At 53.7% G+C, this 16,847-nt stretch carries 17 protein-coding genes and 1 tRNA gene; 13 read left to right on the top strand and 5 right to left on the bottom strand.

Annotation, left to right across the window (positions count from 1 at the left end; all coding sequences use genetic code 11):
• Window positions 1-126 precede the first annotated feature (126 nt).
• The gene (gltS, locus tag EL111_RS10400; RefSeq protein WP_123796268.1) at window positions 127-1,356 is read right to left on the bottom strand and encodes a sodium/glutamate symporter; all 1,230 of its coding nucleotides are present in this window, start codon (window positions 1,354-1,356) and stop codon (window positions 127-129) included.
• A 415-nt stretch (window positions 1,357-1,771) separates the two neighbouring features.
• On the opposite strand from gltS, the gene dnaJ reads away from it, so the two are divergent.
• From dnaJ to EL111_RS10340, 12 genes are all read left to right on the top strand, one after another.
• Window positions 1,772-2,911 carry a molecular chaperone DnaJ gene (gene dnaJ, locus EL111_RS10395; RefSeq protein WP_123796267.1) on the top strand — a complete coding sequence of 380 codons (1,140 nt, stop codon included), beginning with the start codon at window positions 1,772-1,774 and terminating at the stop codon, window positions 2,909-2,911.
• Window positions 2,912-3,054: 143 nt separating this feature from the next.
• Window positions 3,055-3,131: transfer RNA gene (locus EL111_RS10390), tRNA-Met, on the top strand.
• Between the two features lie 220 nt (window positions 3,132-3,351).
• Window positions 3,352-4,569, top strand: coding sequence for a tyrosine-type recombinase/integrase (locus EL111_RS10385; protein ID WP_123796266.1), 1,218 nt, complete (start codon window positions 3,352-3,354; stop codon window positions 4,567-4,569).
• 204 nt (window positions 4,570-4,773) lie between these two features.
• Entirely contained in the window at window positions 4,774-4,989 is a 216-nt protein-coding gene (locus EL111_RS10380; RefSeq protein ID WP_123796265.1) for a helix-turn-helix transcriptional regulator, read from the top strand.
• The gene (locus tag EL111_RS10375; RefSeq protein WP_123796264.1) at window positions 4,986-5,456 is read left to right on the top strand and encodes a host-nuclease inhibitor Gam family protein; all 471 of its coding nucleotides are present in this window, start codon (window positions 4,986-4,988) and stop codon (window positions 5,454-5,456) included. Before EL111_RS10380 ends, EL111_RS10375 begins: the two co-directional genes overlap by 4 nt.
• Window position 5,457: 1 nt before the next feature.
• Window positions 5,458-5,772: a Mor transcription activator family protein gene (locus EL111_RS10370; RefSeq protein ID WP_231998388.1), complete on the top strand. Its 315-nt coding sequence runs from the start codon at window positions 5,458-5,460 to the stop codon at window positions 5,770-5,772.
• Window positions 5,769-6,476, top strand: coding sequence for a hypothetical protein (locus EL111_RS10365; protein ID WP_123796263.1), 708 nt, complete (start codon window positions 5,769-5,771; stop codon window positions 6,474-6,476). The genes EL111_RS10370 and EL111_RS10365 overlap by 4 nt, the downstream gene beginning before the upstream one ends.
• 16 nt (window positions 6,477-6,492) lie before the next feature.
• Window positions 6,493-7,128, top strand: a complete 636-nt coding sequence (locus tag EL111_RS10360; protein WP_123796262.1) for a hypothetical protein — start codon at window positions 6,493-6,495, stop codon at window positions 7,126-7,128.
• 315 nt (window positions 7,129-7,443) lie between these two features.
• A complete protein-coding gene (locus EL111_RS10355; RefSeq protein ID WP_123796261.1) occupies window positions 7,444-7,719 on the top strand; it encodes a hypothetical protein in 276 nt (91 codons plus the stop codon).
• Window positions 7,720-7,880: 161 nt separating this feature from the next.
• Window positions 7,881-8,099, top strand: coding sequence for a hypothetical protein (locus EL111_RS10350; protein WP_123796260.1), 219 nt, complete (start codon window positions 7,881-7,883; stop codon window positions 8,097-8,099).
• 2 nt (window positions 8,100-8,101) lie between these two features.
• Window positions 8,102-9,175 (top strand): DUF7146 domain-containing protein, encoded by a 1,074-nt coding sequence (locus EL111_RS10345; protein WP_123796259.1) that lies wholly within the window; start codon window positions 8,102-8,104, stop codon window positions 9,173-9,175.
• A complete protein-coding gene (locus EL111_RS10340; RefSeq protein ID WP_123796258.1) occupies window positions 9,172-10,932 on the top strand; it encodes a DUF927 domain-containing protein in 1,761 nt (586 codons plus the stop codon). Before EL111_RS10345 ends, EL111_RS10340 begins: the two co-directional genes overlap by 4 nt.
• A gap of 727 nt (window positions 10,933-11,659) precedes the next feature.
• Here EL111_RS10340 and EL111_RS10335 read toward each other — a convergent pair.
• The gene (locus tag EL111_RS10335) at window positions 11,660-11,887 is read right to left on the bottom strand and encodes a hypothetical protein (RefSeq protein ID WP_123796257.1); all 228 of its coding nucleotides are present in this window, start codon (window positions 11,885-11,887) and stop codon (window positions 11,660-11,662) included.
• 455 nt (window positions 11,888-12,342) lie between these two features.
• The gene (locus EL111_RS10330; protein ID WP_123796256.1) at window positions 12,343-13,152 is read right to left on the bottom strand and encodes a DNA ligase; all 810 of its coding nucleotides are present in this window, start codon (window positions 13,150-13,152) and stop codon (window positions 12,343-12,345) included.
• Window positions 13,153-13,250: 98 nt separating this feature from the next.
• Here EL111_RS10330 and EL111_RS10325 point away from each other — a divergent pair, with 98 nt between their 5' ends.
• The gene (locus EL111_RS10325; RefSeq protein WP_123796255.1) at window positions 13,251-13,886 is read left to right on the top strand and encodes an MBL fold metallo-hydrolase; all 636 of its coding nucleotides are present in this window, start codon (window positions 13,251-13,253) and stop codon (window positions 13,884-13,886) included.
• 301 nt (window positions 13,887-14,187) lie between these two features.
• Here the strand turns inward: EL111_RS10325 and EL111_RS10320 are convergent, their stop codons facing one another.
• Entirely contained in the window at window positions 14,188-15,654 is a 1,467-nt protein-coding gene (locus EL111_RS10320; protein ID WP_126325862.1) for an OprD family outer membrane porin, read from the bottom strand.
• Window positions 15,655-16,086: 432 nt separating this feature from the next.
• Window positions 16,087-16,803, bottom strand: coding sequence for a bifunctional 2-polyprenyl-6-hydroxyphenol methylase/3-demethylubiquinol 3-O-methyltransferase UbiG (gene ubiG / locus EL111_RS10315; RefSeq protein WP_123796253.1), 717 nt, complete (start codon window positions 16,801-16,803; stop codon window positions 16,087-16,089).
• Between the last annotated feature and the right edge of the window lie 44 nt (window positions 16,804-16,847).

Below are 16,847 nucleotides of genomic sequence, written 5' to 3'. Positions count from 1 at the left end.
GCGGGATAAGGCAGTATGCCCGTATCGCGCTTATTTTGAGTGTCGGGTATGACGATAATAAAAAAGCACCTGTAACGATAAGGCGTTGCAGGTGCTTTGGCAAGTATTTTCAGCTTGTCTGTACGGTTATTTGAGGAAGTTTACGAAACCCGACAAAATCAGTGCATTGATGATGTCGACGAAAAACGCCCCTACCAACGGTACAATCAGGAAGGCTTTGTGCGAAGAACCGAAAGTGTTGGTAACGGATTGCATATTGGCAACCGCAGTCGGCGTTGCGCCCAAGCCGAAGCCGCAGTGGCCGGCAGACAATACCGCCGCATCGTAGTCGCGACCCATTGCGATGTAGGTAACGAAAGTCGCGTACAGCATCATCACCACAACTTGCGCCAACAGGATTACGGTTACCGGACCGGCCAAGCCTGCCAGCTCCCACAGTTTCAGGTTCAGCAGCGCCATGGCCAAGAAGAGCGACAGGGAAGCGTTGCCGAATACGTCGATGGCGCGGTCGAACATATTCATTTTGAACACCAGAGTCAAAATGTTACGCAGAATCACACCGCCGAACAGACACCATACGAATTTAGGCAGGTTCAGGTAAGAAGGGAAATATTCGGCATCCACCATATCCATGATTTGACCGAATGCGATACTGGCGGCAAACATCGCCAGCGTTTCGATGGCGGAATCCGCTGTAATCAGGCGGGTACGGCCGGCTTTTTCAAAAACGTCGTTGGTGCTGCTGTCGGAAACATCGTTGTCCGCCGCAGCTTGAGCCACAGGTTTGCGGTTTTGACGATTAATCAGACGGCGGGCAACCGGGCCGCCGATGAGGCCGCCGAAGACCAGACCGAAAGTTGCCGCAGCCATACCCAAGCCGGTTGCACCGACAACACCGTGTTCCTTCTCAAAAATCGGACCCCATGCGCCGGCCGTACCGTGGCCGCCCGTCAGAGTAATCGAGCCGGTCATCAAACCAATCAGAGGATCCAAGCCCAGTACCGATGCCAAACCTGCGCCGACAGCATTTTGAATCAGAATGAACGCGCTGACGATAACGGTAAACAAAACCAGCGGGAAGCCGCCCGCACGCAGGCGCGAGAAGTCGGCACTCAAACCGATGGAAGTAAAGAAAATCAGCATAAACGCGTCTTGCAGCGGCTTCTCGAATTTGAAGCTCACGCCGTACATCTGATGCAGCGCGAACAGGATAACTGCCGCAATCAAACCGCCTGCCACAGGCTCGGGGATATTGAAATCGCGCAGAAAGCGGATTTTGCTGACCAGCCATTTGCCCAACAGCAATACCAGCGTGGCGGCAATCAAGGTGTAATAACCGTTAAATTCCCATTCCATAGTATTCTCTCTAAAAGTGGGTAACACAATGCAGAAAAGCCTGATTTCGGACTAAAATTATCAATCCGACCGGCATATCCGCCCGATAACGGGCTGCATATTAGGGTAAGAGTTAAGGTTTGTCAAAGAAATGTAGTCGCTTGAAGTGCAGATTTACATTATGCGCGCTTTTATGCCGTCTGCAAAATGCCGGCTTGTTTTTGCAGACGGCATAAAGCGTGAAGTTATAGTCATTTAAAATAAGAATGATACTGCGTTGCTTTGCCTTGCCGTACTATGTGTACTGTCTGCGGCTTCGCTGCCTTGTCTCATTCTTATTTTATTCGACTATGCTGTTGCCAACCACTTGAGTTTTGCCGTTTATGCCCATATTTCCCCAACAATTTCCATTTCACTGAACATCACAATACAAACCATGAGCAACAAAGACTTTTACGAAACGCTGGGCGTGGCGAAAAGCGCGAGCGATGATGAAATCAAAAAAGCCTACCGCAAACTGGCGATGAAATACCACCCCGACCGCAATCCCGACAACAAGGAAGCGGAAGAGAAGTTTAAAGAAGTACAAAAAGCCTACGACACCCTTTCCGACAAAGAAAAACGTGCCGCTTACGACCAGTTCGGCCATGCCGCTTTCGAGCAGGGCATGGGTGGCGGTGCGGGCGGCTTCGGAGGTTTCGGCGGCGGCTTCGGCGGCGCACAAGGCTTCGATTTCGGCGACATTTTCAGCCAGATGTTCGGCGGTGCGGCGGGCGGTGGCAGACAGCCGAACTATCAGGGCGCAGACTTGCAGGTCGGCGTAGAGGTTACCTTGGAAGAAGCAGCCAAAGGCATCAAAAAGCGCATTACAATTCCGACTTACGAAGAATGCGATGTCTGCCACGGCAGCGGCGCAAAACCCGGTACATCTCCAACCACTTGTTCCACCTGCCACGGTTCGGGTACGGTACACATCCGCCAAGCGATTTTCCAAATGCAGCAGACTTGTCCGAGCTGTCACGGCTCCGGCAAAGAAATCAAAGAGCCTTGCGTGAAATGTCGTGGCGAAGGCCGCACCAAAACCAGCAAAACCGTTGAAGTAAACATTCCGGCAGGCATCGACGACGGCCAACGTATCCGCTTGAGCGGCGAAGGCGAGCCGGGCCAGCACGGCGCACCGGCAGGCGATTTGTATGTCAACGTGCGCGTAAAAGACCATAAAATTTTCGAGCGCGACGGTTTGGATCTGCATTGCGAACTGCCCATCAGCTTCGCCGTGGCAGCTTTGGGCGGCGATGTGGAAGTGCCGACTTTGGACGGAAAAGTCAAACTGAATATCCCGAAAGAAACCCAAAACGGCCGCCGTATGCGCGTAAAAGGCAAAGGCATCAAATCCTTACGCTCCAGCGCGGTAGGCGACTTATACTGTCATGTCGTGGTGGAAACGCCGGTCAATCTGACCGACCGCCAAAAAGAGCTGCTGGAAGAATTTGAAAAAATCTCCACCGGCCTCGACCGCAGCCAAACCCCGCGCAAACAGTCGTTTTTGGACAAACTGAAAGACTTGTTTGATTAAGCGGTTTGCCGCATTTTTCCAAAAAGCCTGCCCGCAGCAGGCTTTTTTTTGCGCGTTTTTATCGCGGCTTGCCAAGACGGAACAGATTTTTTATAAAAACGCTTGACATCGGATTTTAAAAGCCGTATAGTTACATTCTCTGACGCGGGATGGAGCAGCATGGTAGCTCGTCGGGCTCATAACCCGAAGGTCGTAGGTTCGAATCCTGCTCCCGCAACCACACAACGAAAAGGCCGCTAAAAATAGCGGCCTTTTTTTCGTCTGATACCGTCTAACGCCATAAACCAAACGCCCAGCCAGTAAGGCTTTCCGACCATTTCCCCTTTTTCATTTCCCGCCCGTATCGTCTAACGCCGTCTAATGCCGTTGTATTGAAGCAACCATTTTTAGGGGGTATTATCGGGGGTATCGACCAAATACCCCCGAAAAAATACCCCCAAATGCCATTAAACGACCGACAAATAAAGAACGCCAAGCCAGCCGACAAGCCCTATAAGCTGGCAGACGGCGGCGGCCTGCATTTAGCCGTTACCCCTGCTGGCGGCAAGTTATGGCGGCTGAAATACCGCATAGACGGCAAAGAGAAGCTGCTATCAATCGGCAAATACCCCGCCGTGTCGTTGGTAGAAGCCCGCGAAGCAGCAGAAAACGCCCGCCGCAATCTGGCAGCAGGCATCGACCCCGCCGCCGCCAAACAAACCGCCAAGCGTGAGCGGCAAGCGGCGTTACAGAATACCTTTTCCCACCTTGCCGCTGAATGGTATCAACACCAGCGGGCAAGCTGGCAGCCCACCAATGCGGCGCGGATATGGGCGTTATTCGAGCGGCTGATTTTGCCTGCCATCGGCAAAGAGCCGATAACGGAAATCAGGGTAGGGCAAATAAAAGCCATGATTGAAAGCATTACAGGCGCGGGCAATTTTGAAACCGCCCGTATTGTGCTGCAAAAAACAAAGGCCGTTTTCAATTATGCCGTTTTGACGGAGCGGACGACCAATAACCCCGCCTTGCCGCTTGTCGGACAAATCAAAACCCCGCCCGTGAAGCATATGCCCGCCTTACCACAGGGGGAAATCACAGAGTTTTACCGCCGCCTGCTTTCAGACGGCGGCATACGCCCTGTAACCCGTCTTGCCATGCTGTTTATCATGTTGACGTTTGTCAGAGCGGGAGAATTGCGCCGCGCCGAATGGGCTGATTTTGACTTTGAAGCGCGTGAATGGCGCATACCTGCCGAAAAAATGAAAATGAAAGCCCCGCATATTGTGCCGTTGACCGATTGGGCTTTAGAGATACTGGCAGAACTGAAGCCGCTTACAGGGCATTGCCGCTATTTGTTTACAGGGCGCAATGACGAAACCCGCCCCATGAGCGAAAACGCCCTAAGCTATGCAATGGCGCGGCTTGGCTATCGGGATATTGCCACTCCCCACGGTTTCCGAAGCCTAGCAACAGATGTACTCAATGAAAACGACTTCGACCCTGACGTTATCGAACGGCAGCTTGCTCACGTTGAGCGTAACAAAGTCAGGGCGGCATACCACCGCACCGAATACCTGCCACAGCGGCGCGAAATGATGAAATGGTATTCCGCATTTTTGAAAGAACGCTATCAGACCGCAATAGCGGAGATTGAGCGGGCGGGTCAGGCCGTCTGAAAACCAAACCACCGACAAAGCAAACGCGCTTTGTCGGTTTTTTTGCGCCCGTTATTTTTGCAACGCCGTTGCAATATTGGGGAAATTCATCAAAAAAACGCCCGTTTGTTCAAATCATTTTTTTAAACGGCTTTAAAAGCCTGTTTTAAACCCCGCCCGTTAATCTCTAGCCCTGCATAACACAAAGAAACGGAGACAACCAAAATGGAAAGAAACGAGGTTTTGCGGGTAAGCGAAGTAGCCAAACGGTTGAGCATTTCCACCGCCGCCGTTTGGTACAAAACCAACCCGAAAAACCGCCGATACGACCCCGAATTTCCCCGCCCGTTCAAGGTTTCCCCGAATGTAACGGGCTGGCTGGAGAGTGAAATCAACGCCTACATTGAAAAACTGGCAGCAAACAGAAAGGAAACAGCATGACCGCCATCGGATTTGACATTGCCGCCGCCGTGAAAGAATACGGCGCATTGAGCCGCAAACTGGACAAGGCCGCTACCAAACTGGCAGATAAAACCGCCGCGCTGAAAGAGAAATATCAGGCAGAAACCGCCGCCGATACCGCCGCGTTGGAAGAGCTGGAAACCCGTATCAAGGTTTACGCCGAAGCCCACAAGGCCGAATTGACGGGCGGCAAAGGCCAGACCGCCAAAATCGGCGCAGCCTGTATCAAATGGCGCAAAGGCCGCCCCAGCGTGAAAGTAACGGGCAATCCCGAAGAAATCATCAAAGCCATCAAACGCCGCCGCTTGAGCCGCTGGATTTACAGCCGCGAAGAAATCAACAAAGCCGCCATTCTGCAAGAAATCGACACGCTGCAAGCAAAACCGATTGACGGCTTGGAGATTATCCCGGCTGGCGAAACCATCAACATTGAAACAGGGGTTTGACATGGCTAAATCCACCATCGGAAGCGAAGAAGTTTTAAGCTGCATTGCCGAAAAATGCACGGCGGTTTTACAGCGTTTCGACATTAAACCAAACGTAATCGCCGCCGCAAGCGTAGCCGTATCGGACGGCGTAGCGGCAGAGTTTGGCGGGCAGTTGGTTTATTTTAAAAATCAGGCCAAATTAAACGCCGAAGAGCGGCGGCTTGCCATTTTGAGCGATTGGGAAAGCGGCAATTTTTCTACTGGAGAGCTTGCCCGCAAATACGGCCTTTCCGTACAGAGCATTTACAAAATCATCAAGGAGAAAAAAGCATGAGCCTGACACTTAAACGCTTTCAGATTTTTGAGAGTGGAACGCACAGAGACAATAACGGGCGCACAGCCGTTTACCCCGAAAGCCTGTTGCAGAAAACCGTTGAAGAATACAACCAACGCAAGGGGAAGGGAGCGGGCGATACCGCGCCGCTGTATATCGGCCACCCGCCGCCGAATGCGCGTAGAAGTTTTAAACCGCTTGGCTTTGTGGAAAGGCTGGAATATGCGAACGGCAAAATCTTTGCACACGCATACGTTACCCCCGAGCTGTTTGGCAAAGTCAAATCGGGGGCATTGCGGGCAGTATCGGCGGGCTTTACCAAGATGAAAAACTTTGTATTAGACCACGTTGCATTTTTGAACAATCCATCGCTGAAAAATATGGAAGCACTCAATTTCAGCGAAAACGCCGAAGCGGACTACCTGATATTCACGCGGGAATTTATCGACTTCAGCGAGCCGCAAAACGACCACGAGCGTGTAACCGCCTATGCCGCCCTGCATGGCGTGAGTTATGAGCAGGCCGCGCATATGGTGCTTGGCGGCGGCAGCCTTGTAGCGGGCATTTCCGACTTTTCAGAGAGCGGAAGCCCACAGGAGGGCGAAGCCCACAAGCTGCACCGTTTGGCACAAGCCTATCAGCGGCAATATGGCGGCAGCTATGAAAATGCCGTAAGAGCCTGCATCCATCAAACCCACTATTGACCCGAAAGGACACACCATGACAACCGCAGTAAAAAACATCTTGACCGACATCAAAGGCCAAGCCGCCAAAATCAAGCAGCAGCACGCCGAAAAGCAGGCGGAATTGACGCAGGTAAACGCCGAAATCCGCCGCCTGCAAGATATGCCTGTGTCCAAAGCCGATTTTTCCGCGCTTTTAATGCAAAACATCAGGAATGAAGCGGCGGAGTACACAAAAAACATGAGCAAAGCCATGTTTAACCCGCATTCTTCAAGAGATACCGCCGTCAATGCCATCGGCATGAAAAGTTTGGATTTTTGCATAGGCGGGAAATATCCGCGCTGGATTTTCAATAACACAAGCGCAGACGTTTTAAACAACACCGAAGACACCCGCAATATGCGCCGCGCCCTTTGCTGGCTGATGCCCGAAACGGTACACGCCCGCATTATGGAAGTCATCGACCAAAGCGGCCACGAATGGGGCAATGAAGACCTGCCGAGCGTAGCCGAACGCCGCGAAAAAATCGCCGACCTGACCGAACGCGCCGCCGATTTGCGGGCGGAGTTGGACGAGCTGGAAGCCGCAATCAAAGATTTATCTGGCGTAATAGATAGCGAGCAACAACAATTATCGCCGACAAGTCAATCAGTTAATGCAAACTACTGCTAATCCCGCTTGACAAACCCCGCAACACGGGCGCAGAATATCCGCATTGCCCTAAATCGGGCAATCGGGTTTGACAGCCCGAACACCAGTGGCAGATATGCCGCAGCGAGCAACAGAGCTACCCGATAGCCGAGATTGCCCGGCGGTATTTTTATATCTGCATTCCCCTTATTTTGCCTTTTTCTATGGGAAACGGGGGCGGGGGGCTTTATGCCCGCTAGTACACTGGACTAGTCTGTCAACCCGCCTTTTGTTTCCCGCCCCCGCGTTTGACAGCGCGGAGCGGGGTTTGAAACCCAGTGAAAAGGTAAAATCATCATGCAAAATCACATTTCTACTTCTCAAAAATTCCCCGAAACCGATAATCTGACCGCATTCCGAGATTCCGAAATCCCGCAATGTATTTCAATCTATGACGGCTTTTTGCTGAATGAAGCCGCCTGCCTGCAAATCGAGCGCGTAATTGATATGCTGGCCGCCTTTGCCACGTATTCACGCGGGCAAGACAAGCGCGAAGAGCGGCTGTTCAACACCATTTCATTCTCCAGCGAACTGTTGGAACAGGCGATTGACTACCGCCGCGAACCGTCTTAAATCCCCCTATCAGAAACCCGCCCGCCTATGCCCGAAACGGCACAGGCTGGCAGGCTGCAACCCTATTCCCTGCAAATCCCGTTTCTGACCGACCCCTGACCGCCCTAAAAGCGCGTTTGGAGCAGGGGATAGGGTAAGCCCTGCCCGAAAGGACAAACCCCGTGAAAACGCTGAAAATCCGCCACTACCTGACCGCCTGCTTTTTTCTGGCCGCCGCCTTATCGCTGCAATCCTGCCCCGATACCGCCGCCGCCCGCGAACATACCGCAGACGGCTACACCGTTTACACCGCCCGCGAAGCCCGCCAGCTTGCCGATACGCTGGAAGCATGGGAAGCCGACCCGATGGGCGGCGTTGTGTACGAACCCTTAGGAAAATAAACATGACCCGCAAAACATACGACCTGAACGACATCAAAGCCGCCGCCTATGGCCGCTGGCCTGAAATACACGCCGCCTTAGGCATACCCGCCGAATACCTGAACACCCGCAAACACCAGCCATGCCCCTATTGCGGCGGGCGCGACCGCTACCGCTACACCGACCACCGAAGCGGCGGCGGCTTTATCTGCAACCAATGCACGCCAGACGGAGGCAGCGGCTTTGATTTGCTTATGCTTGTATTCGGCTACGACTTTGCCCGCGCCGTAAACGAAGTAGCCGCCTTACTTGGCTATGCCGCCGATACGGGCGCAGCCCGCCCCACCCCGCGCATACCGCCTGCCGCCCAGCCCGCGCCTGTTACCGACAAGCAGGCGGCCTTAGCCGCGCTATGGCAGCAGGCGCAGCCCCTTACAGGCAGCCCCGCCGCCCGATACCTGCAAGCGCGGGGCATATCCCCCGAAATCATCAGCAGCGCGGCCAATATCTGCTTTCATGCCGCCCTGCCGTATTGGACGGCGCAGCGGCACAACGGCGCGGAAGCAGGCGCATTGTTTCTTGGCAACCACCCTGCCATGCTGGCCGCCGTAACCGACACGGCGGGCAACCTGCAAGGCCTGCATAAAACCTACCTGCAATATTCAGACAGCCGTATCGGCAAGCTGCAAGCCGTTTACCCCGATACGGACGAGCCTTTGCCCGCAAAAAAAATGCAAAGCCGCCACGCAGGCGCATTGACGGGCGCGGCGGTACACCTTGCCGCCCCCGATACGCAAGGCCGCCTGATTGTGGCAGAGGGCATAGAAACCGCCCTAGCCGCAATGGAGCTTTTCCAAATCCCCGCCATCGCCGCATTGAGCGCACACGGCATGAAATCCCTGCAATGGCCGCCGAGCGTGAAAGAGCTGTTTATTTGCGCCGACCACGACCACAGCAACACGGGCATGAAAGCCGCCCGCGATTTATCCGTAAGAGCCGTTAAAACAGGCATAGCGGCGCGGATATGGCAGCCCGAAAGCGCAGGGCATGACGCATTGGACGAACTGAACGCCCGTAAAACAGGGGAAATATCATGACGACCATCACACTCGACAAGGCCGCCGCCGCCAAGCTGGCCGAATTTGAACCCGTAAGCCTGAAACCCTATTTTGAGTGCAAATCCAGCGGCGTGTACTACATCGCCATCGAAGCAGACCGAGACGGCAACGTAACCGAAAAGCCGCCGCTTCGCTTATCCGACCCGATAGAGCTTATCGGACGCGGCATTGACGGCGCAGGCAACCATTACCGCATCATCAAATGGCGGGACAGCTACACCCGCCAAAGCAAAACCGCCGCGCTGGCAATGGCCGAAATCGGAACGCCCCAATGCTGGCAGCGGCTGCAAAGCCACGGCTTAGCCATCAAAAGCGGGCGGCGGGCGCGTGAGCTGCTTTCCGACTACCTACAAGCAGACGGCGCAACCACCCCTTACACCGTAACCGATAAAGCAGGCTGGATAAACGGCGCGTATATCCTGCCAAACGGCGAAGCCCTACAGCCCGCCGATACCGACAACAAAGCCGCCCGCGTAATCTACAATGGCGACACCAGTCAACAGGCCGCCTACACCGTATCGGGCAGCCTTGAAGACTGGCAGCGCGAAATCGCCGCCAAAGCAGCGGGCAACAGCCGCCTGTGCCTAGCCATAGGCACCGCCCTAGCCGCGCCCCTGCTGGCAATCCTGAACGAGCAAAACGGCGGCTTTCATCTCTACGGCGACAGTTCCGATGGCAAAACCACCGCCGCCCTTGTCGGCTTGAGCGTATGGGGCAACCCCGCCGCCCTGAAAATGGCATGGCGCGGTACGGATTTAGGCTTTTCAAATGCCGCCCTTGCCCGCAATGACGGCTTATTAGTGTTGGACGAAATCGGCGAAGCCCACCCCAAAACCATCAGCAAAACCGCCTATTCGGTCATCAACGGCAAAAGCAAGATTCAGGGCGCAAAAGACGGCGGCAACCGCACCGCGCAGGAATGGCGCGTCTTACTGCTATCCACAGGGGAATACAGCCTGCAAGCCTACATGGAGCGCACAGGCGAAAAATGGGAAGCAGGGCAGGCCGTAAGGCTTCCATCTATCCCCGCCGCCACCCGATACGGCATTTACGACACCTTACACGGCCACCAAAACGGCGCAGTCTTATCCGACCACCTGCAAGCAGCAGCGGCGCAATACCACGGCGCAGCAGGCCGAGCATGGATAGCCAAGCTGCAACAAACCGACCGCCAAGCCATACAGACGGCCTTTGACGCATTCTTAGCAACCCTGCCCGATTTAAACAGCCAAGCCGCCCGCGTTTCCCGCCGCTTCGCATTAGTCGCCGCCGCGCTGGAACTGGCCGCCGACATAACAGGGCTTGCCGTTGGTGTCGGAATGGCAGGCGTGAAGCAATGCTTTGATGATTGGTACAGCTTGAACGGCGCGGGCAAGTATGAAGACCGCCGCATTATCGAAGCCGCCGCCGCATTTATGGCACGCTTTGCCGATACCGCCCGCTTTGCAAACTGGAACACCGACTACACCGACCGAGACCATGCGGGCTACAAACGCCCCGCGCAATACCATGCCGCCAGTATGGCGGACATTGATGAATACTGGATAATCCCGCCCGTGTTTGAAAGCGAAGTCATCAACAACGCCGACACAGCCAAAGCCTGCACCGTCTTACACGGCATAGGCTGGCTTATGCGTGGAAAAGATAACCGCTGGAAGCATAAAAAACGCGGAAAAGGCCGCTTTTACGTCTTGGTAGGGGTAGAACCGCCCGAAGACGACACAGACAACGACTAGCCCGCAAGCAAGCAGCATAAAGGCCGCCCGATAGCAAATCAGGCGGCCTTTTTTTAACCACAAGGAGCGTTCAAGCGAACACCGCTATTATTATCAACAAATAGGAAACAATCAAGCAAAAAATAGGCTTATTGTTGAATTGAAAAAAGCGTATACGCGCGATAAAACGCAAAATCAGCGGGTACGCGGGTACACTTTAACTAACACTATGATTTATATAATAAAAAGTGTACCCGCTACCCCCTAAAACAGCGGGTACACCAACGGGTACGCGGGTACACCTTTAAAAACAATGGCTTATGGAAGTGTACCCGCAGCATTCCCCATTGTACCCAATGACAAACGCATCAACGGGTACAGTTTAACCATTTAAAAACAATAATTTAACCAAAGTGTACCCGCGTACCCGCTGTACCCGCCGTTTTTTTCGCCCTTATATACATTTTTTCCATTTTTCCCCGCCTTGCCCGTTTCAATACCCCGCCACTTGACCGCCGCCCGCCAAACAAGCAAAAATCCCACCACGGAATAAAAAATATTCGGGGATTATGCGGGATAGAACGAGACCAAACGGGATAGGCTAAAAATACAACAATCCACCAAAAAAACCGCCTGACTTTTGCAAAAAGGGGGTATTTTTGGGGGTATTTAAAAAATCAAACTAAAAAATATAAATTAAAAACAATAATTTAATCTACAATTTTGAATCTTGCTCCCGCCTTGATTATCAAGGCGTTTTTCTTTTGTTTCTAAAAAATACCTTTGAAAACACCACTTTTGCCGGACTGCTCAAGATTTTAAAGGATTCTTTTTGTGCTCTTTTGACCTGCAAAAGAATAAAACCGCTGGGCTTCACCCGGCGGTTTTTGTTATACGGGCAAGCGGTTGGCTTGTTTGCGGTCTCTTTTCTCTGTGTACCCTGTGCAGTGCTCAGTTCTTTGTTCAGTATCTCCAAGATTGCGCTGTCGAAGTAATATGTATCAGGCGTGTACACTTTTTGCTGTTTTCGTCATTGCCGTGCAACAGGCCGCCGCGCAAAAATTTTTGGTTTTCCAAAGTGTAACAGCCCTGAAAAGGGCTTTTATAGTCATTTAAAATAAGAATGATACAGCGTTGCTTTGCCTTGCCGTACTATGTGTACTGTCTGCGGCTTCGCTGCCTTGTCTCATTCTTATTTTATTCGACTATAAATTTACAACGGTTTATTAAAGCATTCGATAGCGGTATTTGTTCTACGTCTTGAAATACGTTTCCCGACTTTACGGTAATGGCGGCCTAAGCCGTCTGCTTTGTGCGGTGTTTTAATCGTGTTGGCATATTTAATGCCGTCTGCAAATAACGGTATTGGCAACAATGGTCGGCAAAGCCGCACGGGATAAGGCAGCAGCACAGCAATGTACGCCGATTGTGCTATCGCTCGTTCCGTATGCGGACGAAGGTGGCGAAACGCGGCGTGCCTTTTTGGGTAAAACCACGGTAGCGGTAGGTAACGGTTGCGCCGATGGGGGGCGGATTGTCGCGGTCTTTGTCTTTGAAGCCGCTGCCGATACGAAATTCCCCGGTTTCGTTTTTGCAGCCGATTGCGCCGAGTCTGCCGCTGTTTCTGCCTTTGCCGGGGTAGTGGCGGGTAACGGTGCATTCGGCATCGTGCGCGTTTTTGAGTTTCAGCAGGTTGTTGCTGCGCCCTGCGGTGTAGGGTGCTTCCGGATTTCTGAGCATTACGCCTTCGCCGCCTTGTTTTTCGATGTGTTTGAGAAAGTCATGGGCGTGTCGGGTGTTGCGAACGCGGATTTGCGGAATCATGCTGATGGGTGCGTTCGGGTGCCGTTCCAGCCAGCGTTGCAGTACGGACAAACGCCGATAGAGGTTGCCGTCGGCTTGGGGTACGTCGAAAACGTGCAGCCTGATGCCTTGCCAATTGCCGTCTGCGCTGCGGACGGCGGCGGAAATCTGCTCGAACTGCCCGCGTTTGCTGTACAGCTCGCCGTCCAGCGGGTAAGGGGGAAAGTGGGCGGTAAAGCCTGACGGCGGTGTGAAGGCGTAACCCTGCCTGCTGATGAGCCGTTTGCCGTCCCAATAGGCGCGTACGCCGTCCAGCTTTTCGCTCATTGCCCAGCCTGCGATGTTTTGGTTTCGGTATTCTTTGGCCAGCAGCAAATCTGCCCCCCATGCTGCGGAAGTGATGAAACAGGCGGTCAAAAGCGGTATGATACGGTTCATTTCCCCGAACTCCGAAATTGCAGACGGCTTTTATTGTATAGCGGAACAGCGGCTGCGGTAAGGGTCGGGTTTCGTTATCCGAATGATGGAAAGATATTATGGCCTTACAATTTGAAATAATCGCGGTCACGCCGTTCCGCCAAAACTGTACGCTGTTGTGGGACGATGAAAGCGGCGATGCGGTGTTGACCGATGTCGGCGGTGATGTGCCGCATTTGCTGGCGGAAATCGAGCGGCGCGGGGTGAATCTGCGCGGCATTTGGCTGACGCACGGACATCTCGACCATGCGGGCGGTGTGGTGGAGCTGCTGAAGCATTGCGATGTGCCGGTTATCGGGCCGCACCGTGATGATGAGTTTTTATTGCAGTCGCTGCCGGAGGTAACCGCCGGTTACGGTTTCCCCGTATCGCCTGCGTTCGAGCCGACACGTTGGCTGGAAGAGGGCGAAGTGTTGGAAGTGGGCGCGTACCGTTTTGATGTGTTGCACATTCCCGGCCACACGCCCGGGCAGGTGGTGTTTTATTGCGCGGAGGCGGATTTGCTGATTGCCGGAGATGTATTGTTTTACGAAACCATCGGCAGAACGGATTTTCCGCGCGGCAATCATGAAGACCTGATTACCAATATCCGCTCCAAGCTGCTGGTGTTGCCGCCGCAAACCCGTGTGATTGCGGGACACGGGCGGATGACGACCATCGGGCACGAGCGGGAGTTTAATCCGTTTTTGCAGTAGGCAGACGGGTGCGTATGGAGCGGCGGCTTGCTGTTCCGCTCCGGCCGCGTACTGTATTATAGTCATTTAAAATAAGAATGATACGGCGTTGCTTTGCCTTGCCGTACTATGTGTACTGTCTGCGGCTTCGCTGCCTTGTCTCATTCTTATTTTATTCGACTATATTATGCTTGGTTCAAAAAGGCCGTCTGCAAAATCCGATTTGCAGACGGCCTTTTCAGGGTGGTTTCACACAAAATGATACGGCGTGGCCGCTTGGTTGCATTTTGTGTTATCCGATTATTTCGTGCGGCTGCCGGTATTACAGCGACCACGGATATTCGGCAATCACGCGCACTTCGTCGATATTGCCGTAGCGGTATGTGCCGGAAGTACGCATCGAGGTTTGGCGCACGCGCAGGTTCAGCCCTTTGGCTTTGCCGCTTTGTACGGTGTATTTGGCTTCGATGTTGCGCTCCCAATGTTTGTCGCCGGCTTGGTAGGTATAGTTGCCGCGCAGCTTGCGGTAGTAATCGTTACCTTTGCTGTTGTCCATGCCGTAGCCTTTGATGTAGCGACCCATCAACGCCAGACCCGGTGCGCCGAGTTTTTTGAAATCCAAGTCGTAGCGTACCTGCCATGATTTTTCATTGGCTTCTGAAAACTGCGTTACCCAGCCGGCATTAGGGTAGCGGGCAAGGCTGCCGATGGTGCGCGTGGCGGCGTAGTCGAGCGGGTCGTCGCCGAATACGCGCTGGATACCCAGAGTCAGCGCATGGGTATCGTTGCCGTAGGTGGCGGTCAGCGCGGCAAGTTTGGTGTTGACGGGGCCGGCTTTTTCCGCACCGCTGTCGCGGTTGTAATAGCCTGCGGCGTTGACATTGAAATAGCTGCCGCCGTCAAACTGCCAGCGGTGGTTAGCTTGGGCGTGGTATTGGTTGAAGTGGTCTTTCAGCTCACCTGCGTACACCTGCGCCCAAGTGTGCGGCTGCCATGTGTAGCGTCCGCCGACATAGCTGATACGCTTGACTTGGGCATTGCCGTTTTGGTCGGTGCTGAAACGGTCGTCGTGGTTGGTCGATTCTTGGGCGCGGACATGGGTAAATGTACCGGCCTGCAGATTGAGTTTGTCGAAATCCTTGCTTTCCAAAGCAATGCCGGTGGCGGTTACGGGCAGCAGGCGCACATCGGCGGTGTGCAGAATCGGGTTGGCGGGCGTGAGCGAATTACCGGCTTTGATTACGGTTTCGCCGATTTTGGCTTTTACTGCGCCGCCGATGCTGCCCCAAAGGCGTTCGGGCTTGCCGTCTGCACCGTTGGTGTAGGGAATCAGCCCCGTGCCGGTACGCGCGCCGGAGCTGTCGAGACGGATACCCGCCAAGCCTTTGACTTCCGCGCCGAAGCCGATTTTGCCCGAAGTAAAGCCCGATTGCGCGTCAACGATAATACCGTGCGCCCATTCGTTGCGTTCGCCGTTGCGCTCGGCAAGGGGTTTGCCCCAGTTGGTGCCGAACGGGTTTGCCCCGCCGTCGCGGAAGTCGCGGTTGAAATAGAAATTGCGGTGGGTAATGCTGAGTTTGCCGTCTTGGAAAAACGGCGTGTTCAAAAAGCCGTCTGTATTTTCGGCGGTTTGTCCGGTGTCGGCGGCTGCGGCAAACGGCAGCGCGGCAAGCAGGGCAGCGGTCAGGGGGCGGATAAGCGTGGGCATGGTCGTTCCTTTGATGGCTTGGCGCAAAGCAGCAGTGCGGCGGGCAGCCTGTTGCCGTGCGGCTTTATCGTCGTTCAACATCAGATGATACGGCGTTGCCGCGCCTTGCCCAAAAGCGGGAGCTTGGCCGGGCCGTTGGCGCAGCCGGTTCGCTGATTCGTACTATCTGTACGGTTTGCGGCTGTGCTGCCTTGTTTGATCGGTTGTTGTCCGACGATGGGATAATGGTTTGCAGGTTTGTTAAATTTCGCATGGAAATGTTAATGCAAACTATAGTCATTTAAAATAAGAATGATACAGCGTTGCTTTGCCTTGCCGTACTATGTGTACTGTCTGCGGCTTCGCTGCCTTGTCTCATTCTTATTTTATTCGACTATATAAAAGCCGTCTGTAATTGGCAATTTCAAAATTTTCAAATTTGAATGAATAAAACTAATAAGGCCGTCTGCAAATATGCAGGTAATGCGTGCATATTTGCAGACGGCCTTTTGCCGATGTTCTGCCGCTATCGGATTAAGCGGGGCGGCAGGCAATCATATAGTTGGTATCGGTATTGTCGCTGACGGAATATTGTTTGGTGAGCAAATTGTATTTCAAGCCTTTGCTGTCGGTTACGTCCAAACCGGCTTGGCGGCACATACGCGCCAGCTCGGCGGGTGTAATGAATTTCTGCCAGTCGTGCGTGCCTTTGGGAACGAAGTTCAGCACATATTCCGCGCCGACAATCAAATGCAGATAGGATTTCGGATTGCGGTTGATGGTGGAGAAAAACACCATGCCGTCGGGTTTGACCAATTCGGCGCAGGCGCGGACGATGGCGGCGGGGTCGGGAACGTGTTCCATCATTTCCATGCAGGTTACGACATCGAAGCTGTGCGGCATTTCCGCCGCCAAATCTTCCACGCGCACACAGCGGTAGGCAATATTGCCGACTTGTTCCGCCGCTGCGTGGGCGGTTGCCGTGGCCAGCGATTTTTCCGCCATATCAATGCCCGTTACCTCTGCCGCACCGCGTTTGGCCATGCTTTCGGCAAGAATGCCGCCGCCGCAGCCTACATCTAAAACACGCTTGCCGTGCAGCCGCGCCATACGGTCGATATAGTCCAAACGCAGCGGATTGATGTCGTGCAGCGGTTTGAATTCGCCGGATTTGTCCCACCATTTATCGGCAATCTGGCTGAACTTGGCGATTTCGGCGGCATCGACGTTTTGCGGTTTTTCGGCACTCATGGCGGATTTCCGTTGGATAAAGAAAGAAAAGCGATTTTATAACA

Origin of the sequence: Neisseria animalis (assembly GCF_900636515.1) — a bacterium.
Classification (GTDB): domain Bacteria; phylum Pseudomonadota; class Gammaproteobacteria; order Burkholderiales; family Neisseriaceae; genus Neisseria; species Neisseria animalis.
The sequence above is the reverse complement of the archived record's forward strand: the minus strand, read 5'-3'. Positions and strand labels throughout refer to the sequence as shown.